The organism is Pseudomonas sp. Eqa60 (genome assembly GCF_018326405.1).
In the GTDB taxonomy this organism is placed as follows: Bacteria; Pseudomonadota; Gammaproteobacteria; order Pseudomonadales; family Pseudomonadaceae; genus Aquipseudomonas; species Aquipseudomonas protegens.
Map to the genome: position 1 here is coordinate 4,611,879 of NZ_AP024342.1, position 19,084 is coordinate 4,630,962.

Below are 19,084 nucleotides of genomic sequence, written 5' to 3' on the forward strand. Positions count from 1 at the left end.
CAACCCACGTAAACTCCATGTTTATGACTACCGAGAATTCAGGTGACAGGCTCCGCCTGCTCATGACCAAACGAGGCATCACTCCTAAGGTGATGGCTGATGCTCTCGCCATATCCCCGCAGGCCTTAAACAACTGGCTGTCTAGAGGTGTACCCGGGAAAAATCTGCACAGGGTCTGCACCACCCTCTCAGTTCGCCCTGAGTGGCTTATGGAAGGAGAAGGGGAAATGGATTTGCTCTACACCAGCCCGCAATTGCTGAGCGCAATACGCCAGGACCAAATTATTCCAAACCTGGAAAACGCAACTCTGCTCGGGCCAATCGATGCCTGGGACGACGACACCCCGCTGGACAAAGATGAGGTGTATGTGCCGTTCCTCAAGGAAGTTGAGCTATCCGCCGGAAGTGGTCGAACAGTCGTGGAACAGTCACATAAGCAGAAGCTGCGATTCGGCAGGCTGACCCTAAGGCGTCAAGGCGTGCAGCCAGAGGATGCTGTTTGCGTGACGGTCAGTGGCAACAGCATGGAGCCAGTTCTCCCCGATAAGAGCACAGTAGGTGTAGATCAGGGGTGCACAACCATCACTGATGGCAAGATGTACGCGGTCGACCATGACGGCCAGCTGCGGGTAAAAACCCTCTATCGCTTACCAGGCGGGGGTATCCGTATGCGGAGCTTCAACCGGGACGAGCACCCGGATGAGGAATACACCGCCCAGGAGATGGTTGATCAGAACATCCATATCAAGGGGAAAGTATTCTGGTCATCAGTGCTCTGGTGAATTTTTAGCGCCACAGCCAAGCCCGCCTAGTGCGGGCTTTTTTGTGCCTGCATTTCTGCTCCGCCCTCCTTGAAATAAACAAAATAAACGAATGGTGTTGACGTGTTTATAAACATGGCGTTTACTAGACCCATATCGAGGCGCCGCAGAGGACCTCAAGAGGCCGTCAAGGCCGGCAACAGGGCAGCGATGAACCGGCCTCAACGGTTCAGAGGGTTGGCAACTGACCCGGGTGTGCAGCGTAAAGCACCGAAACAAGTTATCCGGCGGACCAGGGTCGCGGCTGGAGGAACAACACGAAGAAGGCCAGCGAGAACGTAGCCAGCAGCTGATCGCCGGCCAGCAAGGATTTTTCACTGATGCACCTGGTTACCCAGGTGCATTGGGAAAACAACCAGCCTAGGAATTACAACATGACCCTCTATGTGATCGACACCACGGCCAACAACGTGGTCATCAGCTCCCACAGAACGTTCTTCGCTGCAGTAACCAAGCGCCACGACCTCGCTAAATCCGAGAATCGCCGCGGCTTTGGCGGCCTGGAAGTCGTAGAGCTGCACCTCCCCGCGAAGAAGCGCACCGAGTTAACACACGCGGATATCAGCGAATGGATAACGAACGACTCCGCAGCATGAAGGACCTTTTCACTCCTGCCACCGGATCGGTGGCAGCGGGAAAATAACCGAGAGGACGCAACATGGATTCGATAATCAAGAGCGGCAAATGGATTGGCCATCTTGGCCGAGGCCTGGCGCCGCGAGAGCTGCAGTTTCTGCTGTCCGTGGCCCAGGGGTTTACAGCAAAGCAAATCGCCAGGGCTTTCGGCGTTGAGCCAGGGACGGTGGCTAAGCGCATTTCCAGCGCCATGTTCAAGCTGGGCGTGACTCGCCAGGCGGCGCTGGTCGCGGAGGCCATGCGGCGGGAGATCATCGTAGGTCAGGCTGTCTGCCCGGACCCTCAGCATCGGCCGACTGAGGAATCACAGAATGGCGTGTTCATCGCTTAAGGGTGGGCCCGAGCGCCTGGCGCTGTGCATCGGCCAGGCCGTATCGGGGTGTGATCTGAGGCCAAGCCTCGGGCGGCGGATGTGCCAACAGGTAGTCTTCAGGGCTGCTCCATCCGCTCAATGCCGGTTGAGCCCCGGACAGATCACACCCCAATGCGGACGAGAACACACCGCGAGAGCGGCCCCCTGCATTACCCAGTACCAACCCGTGCAGATTGTGCACCGGTTCAATCCAGCCGGAGGATTCAGCCATGAAGTAGATAACTAAGTGCCTTCCTGCGCTCACATATGGGGGCATACGTGACGCAACGAAAGCCCGGCTAACCCCGGGCTTTTTTTCGCCTGCCATTACTCGTCAGCACTATCCCCTGCGCCCATCGGCAACCAGCAGCCGGCCAGAGTGCTGACGAGTAATCGCAACCCTGATTCCCAATAGAGGAACTGCCAATGCACCCAGCCATGCAAGCTCGTATCGACGGCATGAACGCCCTTCGCATCCGCGCTAATGTAGCCACCGCCGCCTTCTACGGGATGATCAATAAGCCGGCCCCAGAACGCGCAGTGCGTTACCAGGTCGTGAACAAGGGCGTTAATGCCTATCACGTAATTGAGATCGAGACCGGTCGCGTGAAGGGTTTTCGCTTCAGCTGGAGGGCAGCGATCAACCTCGCGCAGGTGCTGGAAGCACGCGCCGACGGCGCAAAGGTCAACATCGAGGGCTGGGGCAAATGATCGGCCAACCACAACCAAATCCGCGGGACGCGATCGTCAACGAGTTGAATCGCCAGCTCGACCAGTTCTTCAGCCGCGGCGGCACCGCGCAACAGGTCGCCCAGGGCGTCAGCGGGGAAAAGGTCGGGTTCGGCGCAACAGCACATCATGAGCGCCTAAAGGCCGAGCGTGCACGGCTGGCTCCCGAGGTGCGCAAGCACGCCGAGAGCGGGCTTAACGCAACGCAGATCGGCACGAAGATGTCGGTTCGCGTCCAGCGCGTTCTGATGATCGCCGCCGAGAACAACATACCCATCGAGGGCACAACTTGAGACGAATCAGCTCCAGGACAGCCGGCCGGCGCCGGCAGACCTGGCTGGATTTACCAGCACATGAAGTTGGAGAGAGCGGCCATGGCCGAGGAAGAACAACAGCCAACGGCGGAAGCCATCAAGCAGCGCAGGAAGCGCGAGAAGGAAGCGGCCAGGAACGTCGCCTTTGGCGTCGAGAAGTTCACGATTGAGGTAGCCGGTGTTTTCAAGCGTGACCTCAAGAGGGTCATGAAGGCCCACGGTATCAACAATCAGCAGGACATCCACCAGCGCCTCCTGATCAACCTCATCGGCGCAAACTTTGAGACTCAGGCCGCGATGCTGCGATGTGTCACGACACCTATTGTCGTTAGCGAAAAGGTGTCGCGACTAATTCGGGCGGCAGGGATGAAGTCGCTCGCCGACGATCCGCCAGAGCCGGAGGACGATGTCCTGAAGCCGCCTTAGTGGATCTGGTGGTACCACCCTCGTTGAATCCGCCCACGAAGAGAGTTTTGAAGGGATTCGGCTTGCTTTATGGAAATTGGCATCTTTGAAATGAAGACCAATTTGAACGAGTCTGGATCCGCCTCGCCAAGACGATGCTCACTGTCTTTGGACCAGATCGGTATCTCTCTGCCATCGGTGAGCTGGACGGTGATGATGTCGTAAAAGTTCAGCGACACAACGTCCGCCAACTCAATGTCCCATTCTTGAATGTTCATCCCGCTCTCCCTGGCCCGGCCCGACGCCGGTAACCCGTAATACCCCAACCCAAACCAAATTGCCACCACCGTCCACGGAGGGTGGCGCATGCATGGAGAAAGGCATGAACGACGAACAACGCCATCAGGAATGGATCGCTAAGCGCAAAGCTGAAGAAGCCAAGCGCCGTGAGCGTGCCGCGGAGTGCCTGAAGGATCACCAGTACACAGTCCTGGCCGACACCGATCAGCTGAAGGCTTGGCGCTGCAAAGCACCTGGAACCAACTGCTACGCCTTCGACATCCTCATGACGCGCTTCGGCATCGCCACTGTCGGCGACATCGATGGCCTGACCTTCAGTGTTGGCCTGTCCTACGGCATCGAGTTCCTCGCTGGTGACGACATCGGCTACTACATCCACTCGAAGCTGGAGCGGAACTGCCAGGAGCGCGAATTCGACGAGGACGCCTTCCGCTCCGCCCTGGTGACTGGCGTGTGCAACAGGATTTGTGAGCGCGTCGACGAGGACGAGCATGGCAATCTGCCAGAGTGGGTGCGCAACGATGGCCGCCGTTACGAAGCCGGCCGCTGGAGCGAGCTACGAGAGCTGATCGAAGCGAGGCTGAAACCGCTTGAGTTTGGTGAGGATGGGTATGACTTCTGGGATGAGCTGAATGATCGTCTGTACGAGGCCGAACACGTCGAATCCATCGAGCAGGCAAGCCTGCTCATGAGCGAGCACCACGAAGAGCTGGGTCTGGGCTGTGACTACTGGGAAATCAGCATCGACAAACCGCGGGACAGTCTGATCAACCGGCTGTATCTGATCAACCACGCCGCCAAGGCGATCATTGCCCAGCAGTCCACAGAGAAAGCGGCCTGACCATCCCGCTCTACCCGCCAACACTCCACCCCATCGATCACGCCAGCCAGGCCACGGCCATCGGCTGCCTGGAGGAAACCTATGCAAGCAGTCATCTACGCGGGCCTGCGTAACGGCGCCCGCGACCAGCAGATCCACGACGCCCTGATCTACAAGCGTGTGATCGAGGTAGCCCGGGAGTTCCAGCTTTCCCCGGGCACCATCCGCGCAGCTGAGAAACGCATCTCCAACACATCTGTTTTCGAGCTGAGCCTACTGGGGGGGGGGGCAGCCCGATGCCGATCGGCAAGGTCGTAGCCGATTCCTTCCTCAAGGCCGCGCTTGGCGCGTACCGGAACTACCACGGCACCTTTCGAAACCTTGAGCTGCCCTGCTGGGTGATCACCGACGGCACGTCGAAAATCGAAGTGCTCGAACTCCGCAAGATCGATACCGGCGAAGTCTCGCTGTAGCCACCACTTCCTCTTCAAAACCTTCACGAATCACGCCAAAGGCGAGGATCCCCTATGTCCGCACAACAGAAGAAACACCCCTTCGATTTCAAAACCCAATACGGACTCGGTTTCAGCCCTCAGGACGATGAGATCGTTGTCGACTTCTTCTGCGGGGGTGGCGGCGCCGGTACTGGCCTAGAAATGGGCCTGGGCCGAGCGGTGAACGTTGCGAAGAACCACAGCCCAGCAGCGATCAGCATGCACACCGTGAATCACCCCGGCGCCGTGCACTACACTACCGACGTGTTCGACGGTGATCCGGACACCGAATGCGGCGGCAAGGCCGTAGGCTGGTTCCACATGTCGCCGGACTGCACACACCACAGCCAGGCCGCCGGCGGACAACCACGCAAGCGCGAGATCCGTAACCTGTCGTGGATCGGCCTCAAATGGGCAGGCAAGAAAAAGCCCCGGGTGATCAGCCTGGAGAACGTCAAGCAGATCCTGCAGTGGGGCCCCTGGTGGCCAAGCGTGACAAAGCCACTGGGCGGGTAGTGAAACTGGGTGGCCGTGTGGCTGCCCCTGGGGAGGTTGTTCCGGTCCACCAGCAGTTCCTGGTACCAGATCCAGCCCGGCGCGGGCGAACCTGGGCCGTGTTCGTCGCCGAACTGCAACGCCTGGGCTATGCCGTCGAGTGGCGCGTGATCAAGGCGTGCGACTTCGGCGCACCGACCAGCCGGGAACGCCTGTTCATGATCGCCCGCTGCGACGGCCAGCCCATCGTGTGGCCAGAGCCAACCCATGCCAAGAACCCGGCCAAGGGCCAGAAGAAGTGGCGCACCGCAGCCGAGTGCATCGACTGGACCATCCCGAGCAAAAGCATCTTCGACCGGCCCAAGCCTCTGGCACCAGCCACCCTGCGGCGAATCGCCAAGGGCATGAAGAAATTCGTCCTCGATGCTGCTGACCCGTTCATCGTGCCTATTGCGAACTGGTCCGGCGACAGCGTGCAGTCAGCCCATGAGCCGCTGCGGACCGTGACGTCCTGGCCCCGTGGCGGATCGTTCGCCATGGCCAGCCCGATCATCGCGCCAGCAACGCACCAGGGCAGCGATCGCATCAACGACCCGTCCGCCCCGCTGCCGACTGTGACCTGCGCGAATCGCGGCGAGCTGACGTTGATCAGTCCGGTGATGGTCACTGCTGCGCATGGCGAAGGGAAGCCTGGCGGTGTTCAACGCTGGGGCGACGGCAGCAAGTTTGCCGGCGCCCCGCTGGGGACGGTGACAGCCAGCGGCGGGCATTCAGTTGCAGCCGCTCACCTGGTGAAGTTCCGGTTCGCGGACGAAGGCAAAGCGCTCGACGAACCGCTGCCGACCATTACCAGCGGCGGCAACTACCAGCGCCCGGCCGGCGCCGCCCACGCTATGGGTATCTCAACGGTGTTCATGGCCCAGATGAATGGCGGCTTCAACGCCACGCATGCCAAAAGCGTCGAAGCCCCAATGACCACGGTTACCAACACCGGCAGCCAGCAACAGCTGGTGACGGCAAACCTGGTGCACCTGCGCGGTAACTGCGATGCGCGGGATGCTGGTGATCCCCTGCACACGATCAGCGCCGGGGGCACTCACCACGGGCTGGTCACCGCCTTCATGGAGCGCCAGTTCGGCGCCAGCGTCGGCCAAGGCGTGGACGAGCCAGCACCAACCATAACAGCCGGCGGTGGCGGCAAGAGCTCGCTGGTCGAGCTGCAGCTCTCACCTGAAGTTGAAGCTGGAGCCCTGCGGGTCGCGGCATTCCTGATCAGCTACTACAGCGCCAGCGTTGGCCAGGGCGTGGACGAGCCAGCACCAACCATCACCACCAAAGATCGGCTGGGCCTGGTCACTGTCACCATCAAGGGCACGCCCTATGTGATCGTCGATATCTGTCTGCGGATGCTGCAGCCCTCTGAGCTGTACAAGGCTCAGGGCTTCCCCGCCGACTACATCATCAGCCACGGTGCCGACGGCAAGCCATTCACCAAAACCCAGCAGGTACACATGTGCGGCAACAGTGTCAGCCCGCCGCCGATGGCTGCACTGGCCAAGGCCAACGATCCTTGGCGATTGGCATCTTTTCAATCAGTGGCCGCCTAAACACAACGCTATCTAAGCCACAACCCTAAAGAAATGAAGTCCGTAAAACGTGCGGACTTTATATCCTTAAGAACTTCTGAGTCTTTTGGAATGATTGATATTTTATGATTGTATCTATCTTCAAAAATTCCAGCCGCAACAAACCTGTCCCCATAAGCAGCAACAAGAGCATACTCTTCACCTTCGAGCATGACGGTTGAATAATTTGTTTTCCAATGTGCAACACCGAATCCTATGCCACGAATCATGAAGACTACGGAGAGTGTAAAAACCAACACAGCTGCCCACATATAGAGATAGTCTCGAAACATCATAGATCTAGCAGGGCTTTCCGATTTACTCCGTTCGAGCACCCCCTCCGACTCTGCATATTCGCTCAATGCGTGTTCCCACCCTCTAGATCTAGCCTTAAATGAAAGCTTTATAAGAGTCCATGCTAAGTAAACAAGAGAACCAGAAAGGAGCACTTTTATCACTGTCGACTGAAATCCCGTAATATAGAAGCCGAACATCGATAATACCGGATACAACATAGGAAGTGCAGCGGCGCGTATTTTTTTAGAGTCAGATCGCAGTAAAAACAAAAAGGCGTAAAGGAAAACAAACAATGGAAGCAAGACGACAACCACGCAAACCAACGCAACTACCATGACTTTCAAGTCAACCTCAATAAAATAATAATCGTACCCAAACGCATCCGCATACCCCATCTCAAAAATGAACGACACAACAAATGCAAGTACCGGCAGGGAAGCCAGTATAAAGCTGTCCCTATTTAAGAATTCCTTCACGCGATAATCTCCATTGATAGTAAGAGCCGTTCGAGTATGTCTGAATCGATTCTGCACAGCGAGTTGTTGAGGCGAGACTAAAAGCAATAAACGTCGCAATCGCCTAAGGAGTACATCTGTACTCCGCCCGCAAAAACCTCACCCCTCCCCCACATTCAAGTCAGCCGCTATAGCGGCCAAGGACGAAGTCATGCCTGAAGAAAAAGTCGTGATGTACGAATCCCCAGAAGCTGCAAGCATCCAGACCGTGACCGGCTGGGTTGCCGCTGACGGCCGCTTCTGGGGTAAAGATGAGCATATGGCGCGCTGGTGTGGCGCCACCCATCGCCGCTGTGAGAAGAACCCGGACCATCCGATCTACAAGGTTCGGAGCTCTTGCCACCAGTGTCACGAGGAACGTCGCCAAGCGAAATTCGCGGCCATGCCGATCAAGGAATGGGCAGGCGAGCCACTGGTGATCTTCGACGGCGACGAATACTTCTTTGACGAGGACAGCCTGCGCGATTACCTCATCGACCGCGATATCGATTTGGCTGACCTGCAGCTCTGCATCTGCGAACCGAACATGCCGCGCGAAATCGACCCCAGCGATGTCTTCATTGACGACCTGCCAGAGGATGGCGAGATCCGGGATCAGCAGCTTGTCGCAGCGTTCGAGCTATTGAACGAGATGATCCGCCAATCCGAGCCCCTGTCGTGGTCGCAAGGCGAGTTCGCAGCATCGCTCCCGCAGTCCTTTATTGATGAAGTCGTTTCGGCCCGGGAGGTGCAGCCATGATCCTCCCCGCCCTCTACATGCTCTACCTGATCTACACGGGGCCAAGGCCATGAGAAAACCAAAGCCATGCCCAGAGTGCAAAGGTACTGACCTGGACGTCGACAGCACAGCGAACTGTGCAAGCTGGGTGCAGTGCTGTGACTGCGAGTTCAAGCTGCAGCACGCATGCTCTGAAGAAGCGATCGTTAGTCGCTGGAACAAGCTCCCGAGGCCTGAAGAGTCCGCCCGGCCCTGGAGCAGTCAGCCAAGGGCAGTAGGCAAGACATAGACCGGGCGAACGCCTGAACAGTGCCACGGCGCAACGCCAGCGGCGATCAGTGCCATCTGAAACACCCCACTCAACAATCGGAGCCTGCCGGCGATGGCGGGCGGGATATGCACATGTCCGAAATAGACGAACTACCCGAAACGTACCCCTTCGACAAAGTGCCCGAGAAGCGCATGGCGCAGCTCATCGGCACCACCCATCGCGCCCTGGAAAGCAAGCGAACCCGCGGGGGAATCCCCGAAGGCGTCTGGAACAAGATCGACAACCGCATTTTTTACAGCATCAGGAGATACGAGGCATGGCAAGAAAGCCAATGGGACTGCCCACAGGAGTTGAATTTGCTGGTGATTCAATCCGAATCCGATTCACCTGGAAGCATCGCCGGTGCGAAACCCTCGCCTACCCACAAACGGCCAAGGGGATCAAAGCGGCCGCAGATCTCCGTGCTCACGTAATCAGCCTGGCCAAGCACGGCGCGCTGACGGACGAGAAATACGCCGAGCTTTTTCCTAACTCCAGCTACGTGGTGACGACTGAATCAACAGTCGTCACGTTCGGGGAGTACGCCCAGACCTGGCTGGACAGCCGGGAAGTCGTTGAGGGCACCAGGAACAACTACAAGGGCAGCTTGAACTTGTACTGGATGCCGGCGCTTGCCGGCCTTCCCATGAGCGATATAACTCCCATGGTGCTGCGCAAGATCATTGCTGCAACCGACTGGCCAAGTCCTGGAGTTAAGCGTGCGGCAATATCGCGGGTGAATGCTTTGTTCAATACGGCCGTGCAGGATGAGGTCGTTCCCCGCAACCCTGCAACGTCGATACAGCTACCGCCCAGGAATAAAAAGGTTGTCGATCCTTTCACTGCGGAAGAGGCCGACGCGCTCATTGCGTGGCTGTATGAGAACTTTACCCGACCGGTGGTTAGGATCTACGCGGCCTATTTTGAGTTTGCTTTCTACACAGGGATGAGAACCGGCGAGCTGCTGGCGCTGCGCTGGGACGAGATCGACCTGGAGGCCAGGACGGCACACGTCTGTCGGATCGTCGTGAAAGGCAAGGTGCAGGAGCGCACGAAAACCAAGTACGCAAGGACGGTAATGCTGAACTCCCGCGCCATGAACGCCCTGGCCCAGGCCAAGGAAATTGCCCAGTGCCGCGACAGTGACCGGCGCCGGGTGTCGAAATCGTCGCCCTACGTGTTCCAGCCGTCCGGCAGCTCGCCGTTTATCAAGGGCCCTACCACTCCCGCCGGGCACTTCGCCACAGCCCTGCAGGCCCTGGAGATCAGGCCTCGCAATCAATACAACTGCCGCCACACCTACGCTACGATGTGCCTTATGTCGGGCATGAACCCCGCGTTCATCGCTGGCCAGCTCGGGCATAGCGTGCAGGTGTTGCTCTCGACTTACGCGCGCTGGCTGAGCTCAACAACGGACTGGACCGAGCTAGGGAAGCTCGAAAGCAGAATTGGTACAAAAACGGTACAAGATGAAAAATAGTTTAAGTAGGAGCCAGTAGTTAAAGGCGCGTAGCAAGTTTCTGGCACATACTCATAAAATGTAACGTTTTTCCCAGAAAGCCCGTTACCCAACGGCATATCCATTCTTTATCGAGTCCGCCCGCGTGAAAATTCGTCTCTCCATTCTCAGCTTGTTGTTTGCTGTGTCCGGCACACTGATCGCGCACAGCGTCGACGCCAGCGAAACCACCGCGGCGCCAAGAGACACTTCACAATTGCATATCGCGTCCGGCAGCGCCCTGCTGCTGGATCTGCAGACCAACAAAGTCATCTATTCCAGCAACCCGGACGTGATAGTCCCCATCGCCTCGGTGACCAAGCTGATGACCGCCATGGTGGTCCTGGACGCCAAGCTGCCCCTGGACGAATACATCTCCATGAACATCAGCGATACCCCGGAAATGAAAGGGGTGTTCTCCCGGGTCAAGCTCAACAGTGAGCTGAGCCGCCGGGACACCCTGCTGATCGCCCTGATGTCTTCGGAAAACCGCGCTGCCGCCAGCCTGGCCCATCACTACCCGGGCGGCTACGCGGCGTTCATCGCAGCAATGAACGCCAAGGCCAAGTCCCTGGGCATGACCCACACCCGCTACGTGGAGCCTACAGGCCTGTCGATCCACAACGTTTCCACCGCCCGTGACCTGAGCAAGTTGCTGGTGGCTTCGCGCAAGTACCCGCTGCTCAGCGAACTGAGTACCACCAAGGAAAAGACCGTAGCCTTTCGCAAGCCCAACTACACCCTGGGCTTCCGTAATACCGACCATCTGGTGAACAAGGAAAAATGGGACATCAAGATCACCAAGACCGGCTTTACCAACCAGGCCGGCCACTGCCTGGTGCTGGTCACCAGCATGGGTAATCGCCCGGTAGCGCTGGTGATTCTCGATGCCTTCGGCAAATACACCCACTTCGCCGATGCCAGCCGCATCCGCAATTGGGTCGAGACCGGTAAGAGCGGCTCGGTACCGGACGTCGCCCTGCGCTACAAAGCGGACAAGAACCTGAAGAACCGTCAGGTCGCCGCTCCCCAGGCCTCACACTGATACCCGGCAAAAAACAACGGCGCCCTCAGGCGCCGTTGTTGTCTGTAGCACACTCAATGACTGTCGAGTGCCTTGCTCGCCCGGGCTGCCGCCTGCTCCTGGCCGGCCTGGGCCAATTCATTGACGGCTTTCAACCAACGCTGGCGATCCACCTTGGCCGGCAACTGGTTGGGAGCCTGGATCAGTACCGCAAAGCTGCCGGCATTCTTCCAGGATGACTCGAACTCGCTGAAGCTCATCAGTTGCCGACGGCTTTTCGCCCCACGCAACAGCACTGTCTGCTTGTCGCGGTTATAGCCGGCCAGCACGGCATAGCGCGGCTCAGCCCAGAATGTCGAACCCTCGGTAAAGCGTACAAGCACCGGGTAACCCGCCGCCACCTGCGTCAGCAACGCCGACAATTGGTTATCCAGGGGATAGACGACCATGCCGTATTCACGCGCCAGGTTCTGCATGTTCTGCTGCAACTGCGCCTCGGCACCCGGCAGATGCAATGGCTTGTCCAGCAGACCGGGCGTGATCACCACGCCCTGCTGCGACAGCATGCTGGCCAGTGCACCTGGGCCGCTCTGGTACATCTGGCCACGGAAAGACGGCACGCTGTTGAGTTCGACACGTTCCGGCAGGCGCTGGATGTCAGGCTGTACGCTACCGGCACAACCGGCCAGGGCCAAGACACAGGCGCTGGCCAGCAGCGCCACTCGAAACCGAGGAAATACCCGCACCATCTTTGCTCTCTATTCAGACACCGGGCGACCCGCCTCCGGCTGGGGCCCTGATAATAGGGCGCCCGCGGGCAAGGGTATAGCGTTAGGCGCCAGTTAATTGAAAACCATAGAGCGAAGTGTTCGAAGACTCTCGACTATTGGTCAATAGCTTGAAACACATAGGCTACTAGACTGTCGATTGTTAAGAGTGTGTGCCCCGCACGGGGCATAAAGGAGGCACTTATGAGCCTGACAACGACCATCCTGATGCTGATCCTCGGCTGGCTGGCGGTAGCCGCCGCTATGCTCTGGGGCGTGCTGCGCATCACCCGCCGCCACCACCATCAGCCCCCGCAAGCAGCCCCCGCCATCAAGGCTGGAAAGAGCGCCCGGCGTCCTGCCGCTGCCCACTGATCAAGGTTTCCCCTACCCCTGAAACAAAGCGGCCGCCTGACTCCAAGGAGTACAGGCGGCCGCCAGTCATGGCTGCGGATCAAGCGTCGCTACGGGCCGCCTGACGCTTCTGCCGGGCCCGGCGGGCCAGCATGTTGAGACTCTCAATGGCCGCCGAGAAGGCCATCGCCGCATACACATAGCCCTTGGGCACATGGGCGCCGAAACCTTCGGCGATCAGGGTCATGCCGATCATGATCAAGAAGCCCAGGGCCAGCATCACCACGGTCGGGTTGTCATTGATGAACTTGGCCAGCGGTTCGGCCGCCAGCAGCATCACCAGCACCGACACCACCACGGCAATGATCATGATCGGCAAATGCTCGGTCATGCCGACTGCAGTAATGATGCTGTCGATGGAGAACACCATGTCCAGCAACAGGATCTGACCGATCGCTGCGGCAAAGCCGATAGCCACGCCCGGAGTCTCGTTCTTGGCCTGCTCAGGTTCAGGGTCCATGCTGTGGTGGATTTCCGTGGTGGATTTCCACACCAGGAACAGGCCACCGGCAATCAGGATCATGTCCTTCCAGGAGAAACTCTGCCCCATCACTTCAATCACCGGCTCAGTGAGCTGGACGATGAACGCAATGGTACTGAGCAGCGCCAGGCGCAGGATCAAGGCCATGCCGATACCGATGCGTCGTGCCTTGGCCCGGTGCTTTTGCGGCAACTTGTTGGTGAGGATGGAGATAAAGATCAGGTTATCGATGCCAAGCACGATCTCCATCACCACCAGGGTGGCCAGGGCGACCCAGGCGGTGGGGCTTGCAGCGAGCTGTAAAAGGTAATCCATGGGTCAATCCTGACTCGGTTGTATGAAAGATCAGATTTCCTGGGACGCAGGCGCTGGTTTCTTCTCGCTGTCGTCCTCTGGCTTTTCCTTGCCGGTCACGCTCTGAGTCGCATCGCTGAGCGCCTGTTCTGCCGCTTTGTGGGTATCGTCGATGGCCTGCTTGGCCGACTCCGCCGCCTTGCCCAGCATCTGCTGCGCGCTTTTTTCCGCCTGGTCACAACCCGCCAGGGTCAGCATAGACAGGGCCAGCAGCGACGCTGCGCCCAAGGTTTTGAAAGACATGCCGTATTCCTCGATAGAACGGACGGGACCAAGTAGGGCCCCGGCGATAGCGAGGCATTCTAAGGAGAGTGATACTTCAGGAAAATTCGTTTTTTTAGCAGTTATACTTCGCTTTTTACGAACTGAATGTGCCCATGCTCAACTACCGCCAGCTGCATTATTTCTGGGTTGTGGCCAAGACCGGCAGCATCGTCCGCGCCTGCGACCAGTTGAACCTGACCCCGCAAACCATCAGCGGCCAGATCAGCCTGCTGGAACAGACTTACGGCATCGAATTGTTTCGCCGGGTTGGCCGCCAGTTGGAGCTGACCGAAGCCGGACGCCAGGCCCTGCCCTACGCCGAGCAGATGTTCCAGCTCGGGGGCGAGCTGGAAGCCATGCTCCGCGCCCGCCCCGACGAACAGCAGATCCAGTTCCGGGTCGGCGTGGCGGATGTGGTGCCCAAGTCCATCGTCTATCGCCTGATCGCCCCGACCATGGAGCTCAGCGAGCCGATCCGCCTGACCTGTCGCGAAGACAAGCTCGAACGCCTGCTGGCGGACCTGGCCATCCAGCGCCTGGACCTGGTGATTTCCGACAGCCCGATGCCCTCGCACCTGGACATCAAGGGCTACAGCCAGAAGCTAGGGGAATGCGGCATCAGTTTCTTCGCCACCGAGGAGCTGGCGCGGCGGCACGGCGCTGACTTCCCCCGGGGCCTGCACGGCGCACCACTGCTGATTCCCGGGCAGGAAACCGTGGTCCGCAGCCGCCTGCTGCGCTGGTTCGCCGAGCAACAGTTGCAGCCACGGATCATCGGTGAATTCGACGACAGCGCCCTGATGCAGGCCTTTGGCCAATCCGGCAGTGGAATCTTCATCGCCCCCAGCGTGATTGCCGACGAGGTCATGCACCAGTACGGAGTGCAACTGATTGGCCAGACCGATGCCGTGGCCGAGTCGTTCTACGCCATTTCCGTGGAGCGCAAGGTCAAGCACCCCGGCATCGTGGCCATTACCGAAGGGGCGCGACGAGAATTGTTCACGCCCCTCAATCTCTGATCAGGAAACGCAGGCACTCGGCGCTTTGAGCTTCATCAGCAGCAGCGCCAGGGCGATCGACAGCAGAATGAAACCCGAGGCCGCGAACCCCAGGCTGCCCAGGCCCAGGGTATCGATCACCCGGCCGCCGACCATTGCCCCCAGGCCAATGCCCAGGTTGGCCCCGGCAATGTTCAACGAAGCGGCGAAGGCCGGCGCCTGGGGAGCCGCCTTGATCAAGCGCACATGGCTCACCAGGAACATCGCCGCCTGGGTCACGCCCCAGATGGCCATGGCCGCTGCCAGCCCCAGGGTCGAATGAATGCTCGGCACCAGGGCTACCATGCCGCCGATCATCAGTGCGCAGAACACCATGGAGGCGATCAGCGGGTGACGGTCCACCGCCCGGCCGCCCAGGGAATTGCCGATCAGGCCCACCGCGCCAAAGCCCATCAGGCACCAGCCCACCAATGCACCGTCGAACCCGGCCAGGCGCTCGAGTATGTCCGCCAGGTAGGTGTAGGCAGTAAACATGCCGCTAAATACCAGGATCGACAGCAGCACATGCCCTTGCATCAGCGGGCTGCGCAGGATGCGAAACTGCGCCCGCAGGCTCACCTGCTCGTTGTGCTGGCGGGTTTGCGGCAGGTAGATAAACAGCAACAGGGCCTTGGCGAACGCCACCACCGCCAGGATGCCGAAGGCGCTGCGCCAGCCGAACGCATCGGCAATCAGGGTGCCCACGGGAATCCCGAACACCGTGGCGCAGACAATGCCGAAGCCGATCTTGGCAATCGCCCGCCCGGCGTAGTCCGGGCCGACGATGTCCACCGCCGTCTCGCTGGCCAGGGCCCAGAACACCGGCAACCCCAGGGCCGGCACCAGCCGCGCCAGGGACATCACCCAGATGTTCGGCGCCAGCGCCGCCAGGGTATTGGCCAGGCCGAACATCACCAGCACGCTGATAAACAGCTTCTTGCGGGGAAAACGCGCGAAGTAGGCGGTCAGAAATGGCCCGAAGGCAGCCACGGTAAAGGCGAACAGGGTCACTAGCAGCCCGGCCTGGGACACGCTGACCTGCAGGTCGCGGGCAATCGACGGCAACAGGCCGACGATGATGAACTCCGTGGTCAGCACGGTAAAACCGGCGGCCGACAACAGCAGGATGGGCAACAGCATGCAGAACTCCAGAAACAGCGACAGCAGCGACAGCCCGAAGGGCCCGCTGACTGGATAGAAAAAGGGGATGGCGAATCTTAACAGAGTGCGCCCGGCTCCGGGCAACCACCGCGTGCACGGCTCTGCAAGGGGCAAGTGGCAGATCGTCACATCGACGCGGTAACCCCGGCCTGCTGTGATAAAGTCCGCCCCCTGCTGAAAACAGGCCCTGTCGAGTTCGTCTACCCTTCAAACGTCTCGATCGCCCGTCGCCTTTTCAGACTGCGTCTGTGCCTGGCGGTTCAACCACCGGCGCTGGCGACCGGCAGGCTCCGCACATTAAAAAAAACAGAGATACCGCTATGAGCGCTTCACCCCCTTCCTTTCTGCATTCCCTCAAACGCCTGAGCCTGGTCACGCAGATCGTTATCGGCCTGATCGCCGGTATCGCCCTGGCACTGCTGGCACCGGAGGTGGCGAAATCCACCACCTTTATCGGCAAGGTATTCGTCTCGGCGCTCAAGGCCGTGGCCCCGATCCTGGTGTTCGTGCTGGTGATGGCCTCCATCGCCAACCACAAGCACGGCCAGGAAACCCATATCCGGCCGATCCTGGTGCTCTACCTGCTGGGCACCTTCGCCGCCGCCGTGGTGGCGGTGATCGCCAGCAGCCTGTTTCCTTCCGCCCTGGTGCTGTCCACCCACGACGTGGCCATCAGCGCGCCCGGCGGGATCACCGAAGTGCTGCAAAGCCTGCTGCTGAGCGTGGTGGACAACCCGGTCAGCGCCCTGATGAACGCCAACTTCATCGGCATCCTGGCCTGGGCCATTGGCATGGGCGTGGCCATCCGCCATGCCGGCGAGACCACCCGCACCGTGCTCGATGACCTGTCCAACGGGGTCACTGTCATCGTGCGCGTGGTGATCCGCTTCGCGCCCCTGGGGATCTTCGGCCTGGTGGCCTCGACCCTGGCCACCTCGGGCTTCAACGCCCTGCTCGGCTACCTGCACCTGCTGGCGGTCCTGATCGGCTGCATGCTGTTCGTGGCCCTGGTGATGAACCCGCTGATCGTGTTCTGGAAGATCCGCCGCAATCCCTTCCCGCTGGTGCTGACCTGCCTGCGCGAAAGCGGCATCACCGCCTTCTTCACCCGCAGCTCGGCGGCCAACATTCCAGTCAACCTGGAACTGAGCAAGCGCCTGGGCCTGCATGAAGACACCTACTCGGTGTCGATCCCGCTGGGCGCCACCATCAACATGGCCGGCGCGGCAATCACCATTACCGTGCTGACCCTGGCCGCCGTGCACACCCTCGGTATCGCCGTCGACCTGCCCACCGCCGTGCTGCTCAGCGTGGTCGCGGCCATCTGCGCCTGCGGTGCTTCCGGCGTGGCCGGCGGCTCGCTGCTGCTGATTCCCCTGGCCTGCAGCCTGTTCGGCATTCCCAGCGAAATCGCCATGCAGGTGGTGGCCGTAGGCTTCATCATCGGCGTGCTGCAGGATTCGGCGGAAACCGCGCTGAATTCCTCCACCGACGTACTCTTCACCGCCGCCGCGTGCATGGCACAGGAAGACAAGGCGCAAGCCGCCTGATCCAACGGCCACAAAAAAGCCCGGCCAGGGTCAACCTGGCCGGGCTTTTTTGTGCGCTACGAGAACCTCGTAGCCAAACGCCTTAGAACGCGCCCATGTAGTCGCGCTTGCCCACTTCCACACCGTTGTGACGCAGGATTGCGTAGGTGGTGGTGACGTGGAAGAAGAACTGCGGCAGGCCGTAGGTCAGCAGGTAGGACTGGCCACTGAAGCGCTTCTCTTTCGGGGTGCCCGGACGGGTCACGATCTCGATGCCTTCCTTGCCATCGATCTGCGCCGGTTGGATGCCGTCGATAAAGGCCAGGACCTTGGCGATCAGCGCCTGCAGGTCGGCGAAGGTGGTTTCAGTGTCGTCGTACTTGGGCAGCTCGACTTCGGCCAGGCGCGCCGATACGCCCTTGGCGAAGTCCACGGCGATCTGCACCTGGCGCACCAGCGGGAACATGTCCGGGTACAGGCGCGCCTGCAGCAGGGCGTTGGGCTCGATGTTCTTCGCCGTGGCGTGGGCTTCGGCCTTGTGCAGCACGTCGCTCAAGGCATTGAGCATTTGCTTGAAGACAGGAACGGAAGCGGCGTACAGGGAAATAGTCATGACAGTCTCGACAGGGAATGGCGGGAATACAGCGAGCAGCGATTATAACCACAGCACGCCAGCACGGGGCCTTTATCCGCAGCGCTCCTGGCGATACACGCTGGGGGCCACGCCGAACCAGCGCTTGAAGCTCTGGGAAAAACTCGACAGGTCACTGAAGCCAAGCCTTTCGGCAACCTGGGACAGGCTCAGCCGCGGATTGCCCAGCAACTCCAGGGCCCGGGCGCCTCGATGCCCGGCCAGTACCTGCCGATAGCAGGTGCCCTCCTCCTGCAAGCGTCGCTTCAAGGTCCGCACGCTGGTGCACAGCAGCCGGGCCATGGCCGGCAAGTCCGGTACGCTTGCCGCCGGCAGGGCATCCAGGTGCTGGCGGACCAGCGCGGCAACCCCCTGATGGGCCTGTCGCCGCTCCAGCAACTGCGCGCACATCTGCTCGCACATGGCCACCGTCAGCGGGTTGGCCTGGGGCAAGGGCCGGTGCAGGAAACGCCGGTCGAAGGCCAGGGTATTGGCGTCGGCCCGATAGTCGGCGGGCACCCCGAGAATCTGCGCCGGCTCGTCCCCTTCCAGCTCAGGGCTGACACTGCGACCGAAACGCAGCAGGCGAAAATCCGCACCGACTATTTCCTGCATCAGCGTCGCGGCGGCCGCCATGTCCCGCTGTAACAGGAACTGCGCCAACAAGGGGTCCGCCACCCGAGGCTCGGCAAAGGTCAGCACCCCGAGCCCCGGCTCCAGCCGGTAGCCGATCTCGGCAAAGGCATAGGTCAGCGGCAGGAAGCGCAAGGCCAGGGCCAGGGCATCCGCCGGGGTGGCGCTGCTGATCAGGCCGTAGCCGAACAGGCCATAGGTGGAGAAGTGATAACGCGCACCCACTGCATACCCCAGGCCCCGGGGCTGGCCGAGCAGCGCCAGCAGGTTACTGGCCAGGCGCAACTCCTGGGCCGCCGACAGCAGGCTGTTGGGGTTTTGCAACTGCTCCCGGGACAGCCCGCAACCGGCCAGCAACCGCGCTGGCGCCAAGCCCTTTTCGCAGCCGAAACCGAGCAGCAGCAAGGCGCTGGACGGTCCCCGGGTGAACGACTGAGTGCTCATGGGCGCGGCTCGTGAA

General features: G+C 60.2%; 22 protein-coding genes and 1 pseudogene. 15 read left to right on the plus strand and 8 right to left on the minus strand.

From position 1 onward, the window contains the following. The first annotated feature begins 17 nt into the window (after nt 1-17). From KI242_RS32010 to KI242_RS20835, 6 genes are all read left to right on the plus strand, one after another. The gene (locus KI242_RS32010; RefSeq protein ID WP_280517136.1) at nt 18-782 is read left to right on the plus strand and encodes a helix-turn-helix transcriptional regulator; all 765 of its coding nucleotides are present in this window, start codon (nt 18-20) and stop codon (nt 780-782) included. Between the two features lie 359 nt (nt 783-1,141). Next, nucleotides 1,142-1,417: a hypothetical protein gene (locus KI242_RS20815; protein ID WP_212805524.1), complete on the plus strand. Its 276-nt coding sequence runs from the start codon at nt 1,142-1,144 to the stop codon at nt 1,415-1,417. A gap of 62 nt (nt 1,418-1,479) precedes the next feature. Further along, the gene (locus KI242_RS20820; RefSeq protein ID WP_212805525.1) at nt 1,480-1,788 is read left to right on the plus strand and encodes a helix-turn-helix transcriptional regulator; all 309 of its coding nucleotides are present in this window, start codon (nt 1,480-1,482) and stop codon (nt 1,786-1,788) included. Nucleotides 1,789-2,247: 459 nt separating this feature from the next. Then, the gene (locus KI242_RS20825) at nt 2,248-2,520 is read left to right on the plus strand and encodes a hypothetical protein (RefSeq protein WP_244868151.1); all 273 of its coding nucleotides are present in this window, start codon (nt 2,248-2,250) and stop codon (nt 2,518-2,520) included. Next, nucleotides 2,517-2,831 (plus strand): hypothetical protein, encoded by a 315-nt coding sequence (locus KI242_RS20830; RefSeq protein WP_212805526.1) that lies wholly within the window; start codon nt 2,517-2,519, stop codon nt 2,829-2,831. The genes KI242_RS20825 and KI242_RS20830 overlap by 4 nt, the downstream gene beginning before the upstream one ends. A gap of 81 nt (nt 2,832-2,912) precedes the next feature. Further along, nucleotides 2,913-3,278 (plus strand): hypothetical protein, encoded by a 366-nt coding sequence (locus KI242_RS20835; RefSeq protein WP_212805527.1) that lies wholly within the window; start codon nt 2,913-2,915, stop codon nt 3,276-3,278. Here KI242_RS20835 and KI242_RS20840 read toward each other — a convergent pair. Continuing rightward, nucleotides 3,275-3,535, minus strand: a complete 261-nt coding sequence (locus KI242_RS20840) for a hypothetical protein (RefSeq protein WP_212805528.1) — start codon at nt 3,533-3,535, stop codon at nt 3,275-3,277. The two genes, KI242_RS20835 and KI242_RS20840, sit on opposite strands and share 4 nt — an antisense overlap. 104 nt (nt 3,536-3,639) lie before the next feature. On the opposite strand from KI242_RS20840, the gene KI242_RS20845 reads away from it, so the two are divergent. The 3 genes and pseudogenes from KI242_RS20845 to KI242_RS20855 all read left to right on the plus strand — a co-directional run bounded on the left by KI242_RS20845 (nt 3,640) and on the right by KI242_RS20855 (nt 6,973). Next, nucleotides 3,640-4,398: a hypothetical protein gene (locus KI242_RS20845; protein ID WP_212805529.1), complete on the plus strand. Its 759-nt coding sequence runs from the start codon at nt 3,640-3,642 to the stop codon at nt 4,396-4,398. A gap of 275 nt (nt 4,399-4,673) precedes the next feature. Then, nucleotides 4,674-4,850 (plus strand): hypothetical protein, encoded by a 177-nt coding sequence (locus KI242_RS20850; protein WP_212805530.1) that lies wholly within the window; start codon nt 4,674-4,676, stop codon nt 4,848-4,850. Nucleotides 4,851-4,904: 54 nt separating this feature from the next. Next, nucleotides 4,905-6,973 (plus strand): annotated as a pseudogene (locus KI242_RS20855) (DNA cytosine methyltransferase). Between the two features lie 8 nt (nt 6,974-6,981). Here KI242_RS20855 and KI242_RS20860 read toward each other — a convergent pair. Continuing rightward, the gene (locus KI242_RS20860) at nt 6,982-7,764 is read right to left on the minus strand and encodes a hypothetical protein (protein WP_212805531.1); all 783 of its coding nucleotides are present in this window, start codon (nt 7,762-7,764) and stop codon (nt 6,982-6,984) included. A 190-nt stretch (nt 7,765-7,954) separates the two neighbouring features. On the opposite strand from KI242_RS20860, the gene KI242_RS20865 reads away from it, so the two are divergent. From KI242_RS20865 to pbpG, 3 genes are all read left to right on the plus strand, one after another. After that, nucleotides 7,955-8,542 (plus strand): hypothetical protein, encoded by a 588-nt coding sequence (locus tag KI242_RS20865; RefSeq protein ID WP_212805532.1) that lies wholly within the window; start codon nt 7,955-7,957, stop codon nt 8,540-8,542. A 566-nt stretch (nt 8,543-9,108) separates the two neighbouring features. Next, on the plus strand, nt 9,109-10,311 hold the full coding sequence (locus KI242_RS20870) for a tyrosine-type recombinase/integrase (protein WP_183001691.1): 1,203 nt from the start codon (nt 9,109-9,111) through the stop codon (nt 10,309-10,311). Nucleotides 10,312-10,435: 124 nt separating this feature from the next. Further along, nucleotides 10,436-11,374, plus strand: a complete 939-nt coding sequence (gene pbpG, locus KI242_RS20875) for a D-alanyl-D-alanine endopeptidase (protein WP_011062277.1) — start codon at nt 10,436-10,438, stop codon at nt 11,372-11,374. 53 nt (nt 11,375-11,427) lie between these two features. Here the strand turns inward: pbpG and KI242_RS20880 are convergent, their stop codons facing one another. Further along, on the minus strand, nt 11,428-12,102 hold the full coding sequence (locus KI242_RS20880; protein ID WP_053152763.1) for a peptidase C39 family protein: 675 nt from the start codon (nt 12,100-12,102) through the stop codon (nt 11,428-11,430). A gap of 222 nt (nt 12,103-12,324) precedes the next feature. Here KI242_RS20880 and KI242_RS20885 point away from each other — a divergent pair, with 222 nt between their 5' ends. Then, nucleotides 12,325-12,495 (plus strand): hypothetical protein, encoded by a 171-nt coding sequence (locus KI242_RS20885; protein WP_015636351.1) that lies wholly within the window; start codon nt 12,325-12,327, stop codon nt 12,493-12,495. 79 nt (nt 12,496-12,574) lie between these two features. Here KI242_RS20885 and KI242_RS20890 read toward each other — a convergent pair whose 3' ends face one another. Together KI242_RS20890 and KI242_RS20895 are read right to left on the minus strand one after the other, a co-directional pair. After that, a complete protein-coding gene (locus tag KI242_RS20890) occupies nt 12,575-13,330 on the minus strand; it encodes a TerC family protein (protein ID WP_053159514.1) in 756 nt (251 codons plus the stop codon). Between the two features lie 30 nt (nt 13,331-13,360). Continuing rightward, nucleotides 13,361-13,612: a hypothetical protein gene (locus KI242_RS20895; RefSeq protein ID WP_011062281.1), complete on the minus strand. Its 252-nt coding sequence runs from the start codon at nt 13,610-13,612 to the stop codon at nt 13,361-13,363. A 134-nt stretch (nt 13,613-13,746) separates the two neighbouring features. Between KI242_RS20895 and nhaR the strand changes: the two genes are divergently transcribed. Then, entirely contained in the window at nt 13,747-14,652 is a 906-nt protein-coding gene (gene nhaR / locus KI242_RS20900; protein ID WP_011062282.1) for a transcriptional activator NhaR, read from the plus strand. Here the strand turns inward: nhaR and KI242_RS20905 are convergent, their stop codons facing one another. Beyond that, nucleotides 14,653-15,810: an MFS transporter gene (locus tag KI242_RS20905; RefSeq protein ID WP_053152765.1), complete on the minus strand. Its 1,158-nt coding sequence runs from the start codon at nt 15,808-15,810 to the stop codon at nt 14,653-14,655. Nucleotides 15,811-16,151: 341 nt separating this feature from the next. Here KI242_RS20905 and sstT point away from each other — a divergent pair, with 341 nt between their 5' ends. Continuing rightward, a complete protein-coding gene (gene sstT / locus KI242_RS20910) occupies nt 16,152-17,381 on the plus strand; it encodes a serine/threonine transporter SstT (RefSeq protein WP_011062284.1) in 1,230 nt (409 codons plus the stop codon). Nucleotides 17,382-17,463: 82 nt separating this feature from the next. Here sstT and KI242_RS20915 read toward each other — a convergent pair whose 3' ends face one another. Further along, nucleotides 17,464-17,973 (minus strand): DUF1993 domain-containing protein, encoded by a 510-nt coding sequence (locus KI242_RS20915; protein WP_011062285.1) that lies wholly within the window; start codon nt 17,971-17,973, stop codon nt 17,464-17,466. Between the two features lie 72 nt (nt 17,974-18,045). Continuing rightward, nucleotides 18,046-19,068, minus strand: a complete 1,023-nt coding sequence (locus tag KI242_RS20920) for an AraC family transcriptional regulator (protein ID WP_019092847.1) — start codon at nt 19,066-19,068, stop codon at nt 18,046-18,048. Nucleotides 19,069-19,084 lie beyond the last annotated feature (16 nt).

Excerpts from the sequence above, each read along its gene's own strand:
- KI242_RS20915 (WP_011062285.1), bottom strand. The coding sequence starts at position 17,973 with ATGACTATTTCCCTGTACGCCGCTTCCGTTCCTGTCTTCAAGCAAATG.
- KI242_RS20870 (WP_183001691.1), top strand. The coding sequence starts at position 9,109 with ATGGCAAGAAAGCCAATGGGACTGCCCACAGGAGTTGAATTTGCTGGT.
- KI242_RS20895 (WP_011062281.1), bottom strand. The coding sequence starts at position 13,612 with ATGTCTTTCAAAACCTTGGGCGCAGCGTCGCTGCTGGCCCTGTCTATG.
- KI242_RS20825 (WP_244868151.1), top strand. The coding sequence starts at position 2,248 with ATGCAAGCTCGTATCGACGGCATGAACGCCCTTCGCATCCGCGCTAAT.
- KI242_RS20840 (WP_212805528.1), bottom strand. The coding sequence starts at position 3,535 with ATGAACATTCAAGAATGGGACATTGAGTTGGCGGACGTTGTGTCGCTG.
- KI242_RS20865 (WP_212805532.1), top strand. The coding sequence starts at position 7,955 with ATGCCTGAAGAAAAAGTCGTGATGTACGAATCCCCAGAAGCTGCAAGC.
- KI242_RS20905 (WP_053152765.1), bottom strand. The coding sequence starts at position 15,810 with ATGCTGTTGCCCATCCTGCTGTTGTCGGCCGCCGGTTTTACCGTGCTG.
- KI242_RS20885 (WP_015636351.1), top strand. The coding sequence starts at position 12,325 with ATGAGCCTGACAACGACCATCCTGATGCTGATCCTCGGCTGGCTGGCG.
- KI242_RS20850 (WP_212805530.1), top strand. The coding sequence starts at position 4,674 with ATGCCGATCGGCAAGGTCGTAGCCGATTCCTTCCTCAAGGCCGCGCTT.
- KI242_RS20835 (WP_212805527.1), top strand. The coding sequence starts at position 2,913 with ATGGCCGAGGAAGAACAACAGCCAACGGCGGAAGCCATCAAGCAGCGC.
- KI242_RS20890 (WP_053159514.1), bottom strand. The coding sequence starts at position 13,330 with ATGGATTACCTTTTACAGCTCGCTGCAAGCCCCACCGCCTGGGTCGCC.
- nhaR (WP_011062282.1), top strand. The coding sequence starts at position 13,747 with ATGCTCAACTACCGCCAGCTGCATTATTTCTGGGTTGTGGCCAAGACC.
- KI242_RS20830 (WP_212805526.1), top strand. The coding sequence starts at position 2,517 with ATGATCGGCCAACCACAACCAAATCCGCGGGACGCGATCGTCAACGAG.
- KI242_RS20820 (WP_212805525.1), top strand. The coding sequence starts at position 1,480 with ATGGATTCGATAATCAAGAGCGGCAAATGGATTGGCCATCTTGGCCGA.
- KI242_RS20845 (WP_212805529.1), top strand. The coding sequence starts at position 3,640 with ATGAACGACGAACAACGCCATCAGGAATGGATCGCTAAGCGCAAAGCT.
- KI242_RS20880 (WP_053152763.1), bottom strand. The coding sequence starts at position 12,102 with ATGGTGCGGGTATTTCCTCGGTTTCGAGTGGCGCTGCTGGCCAGCGCC.
- KI242_RS32010 (WP_280517136.1), top strand. The coding sequence starts at position 18 with ATGTTTATGACTACCGAGAATTCAGGTGACAGGCTCCGCCTGCTCATG.
- sstT (WP_011062284.1), top strand. The coding sequence starts at position 16,152 with ATGAGCGCTTCACCCCCTTCCTTTCTGCATTCCCTCAAACGCCTGAGC.
- KI242_RS20920 (WP_019092847.1), bottom strand. The coding sequence starts at position 19,068 with ATGAGCACTCAGTCGTTCACCCGGGGACCGTCCAGCGCCTTGCTGCTG.
- KI242_RS20815 (WP_212805524.1), top strand. The coding sequence starts at position 1,142 with ATGCACCTGGTTACCCAGGTGCATTGGGAAAACAACCAGCCTAGGAAT.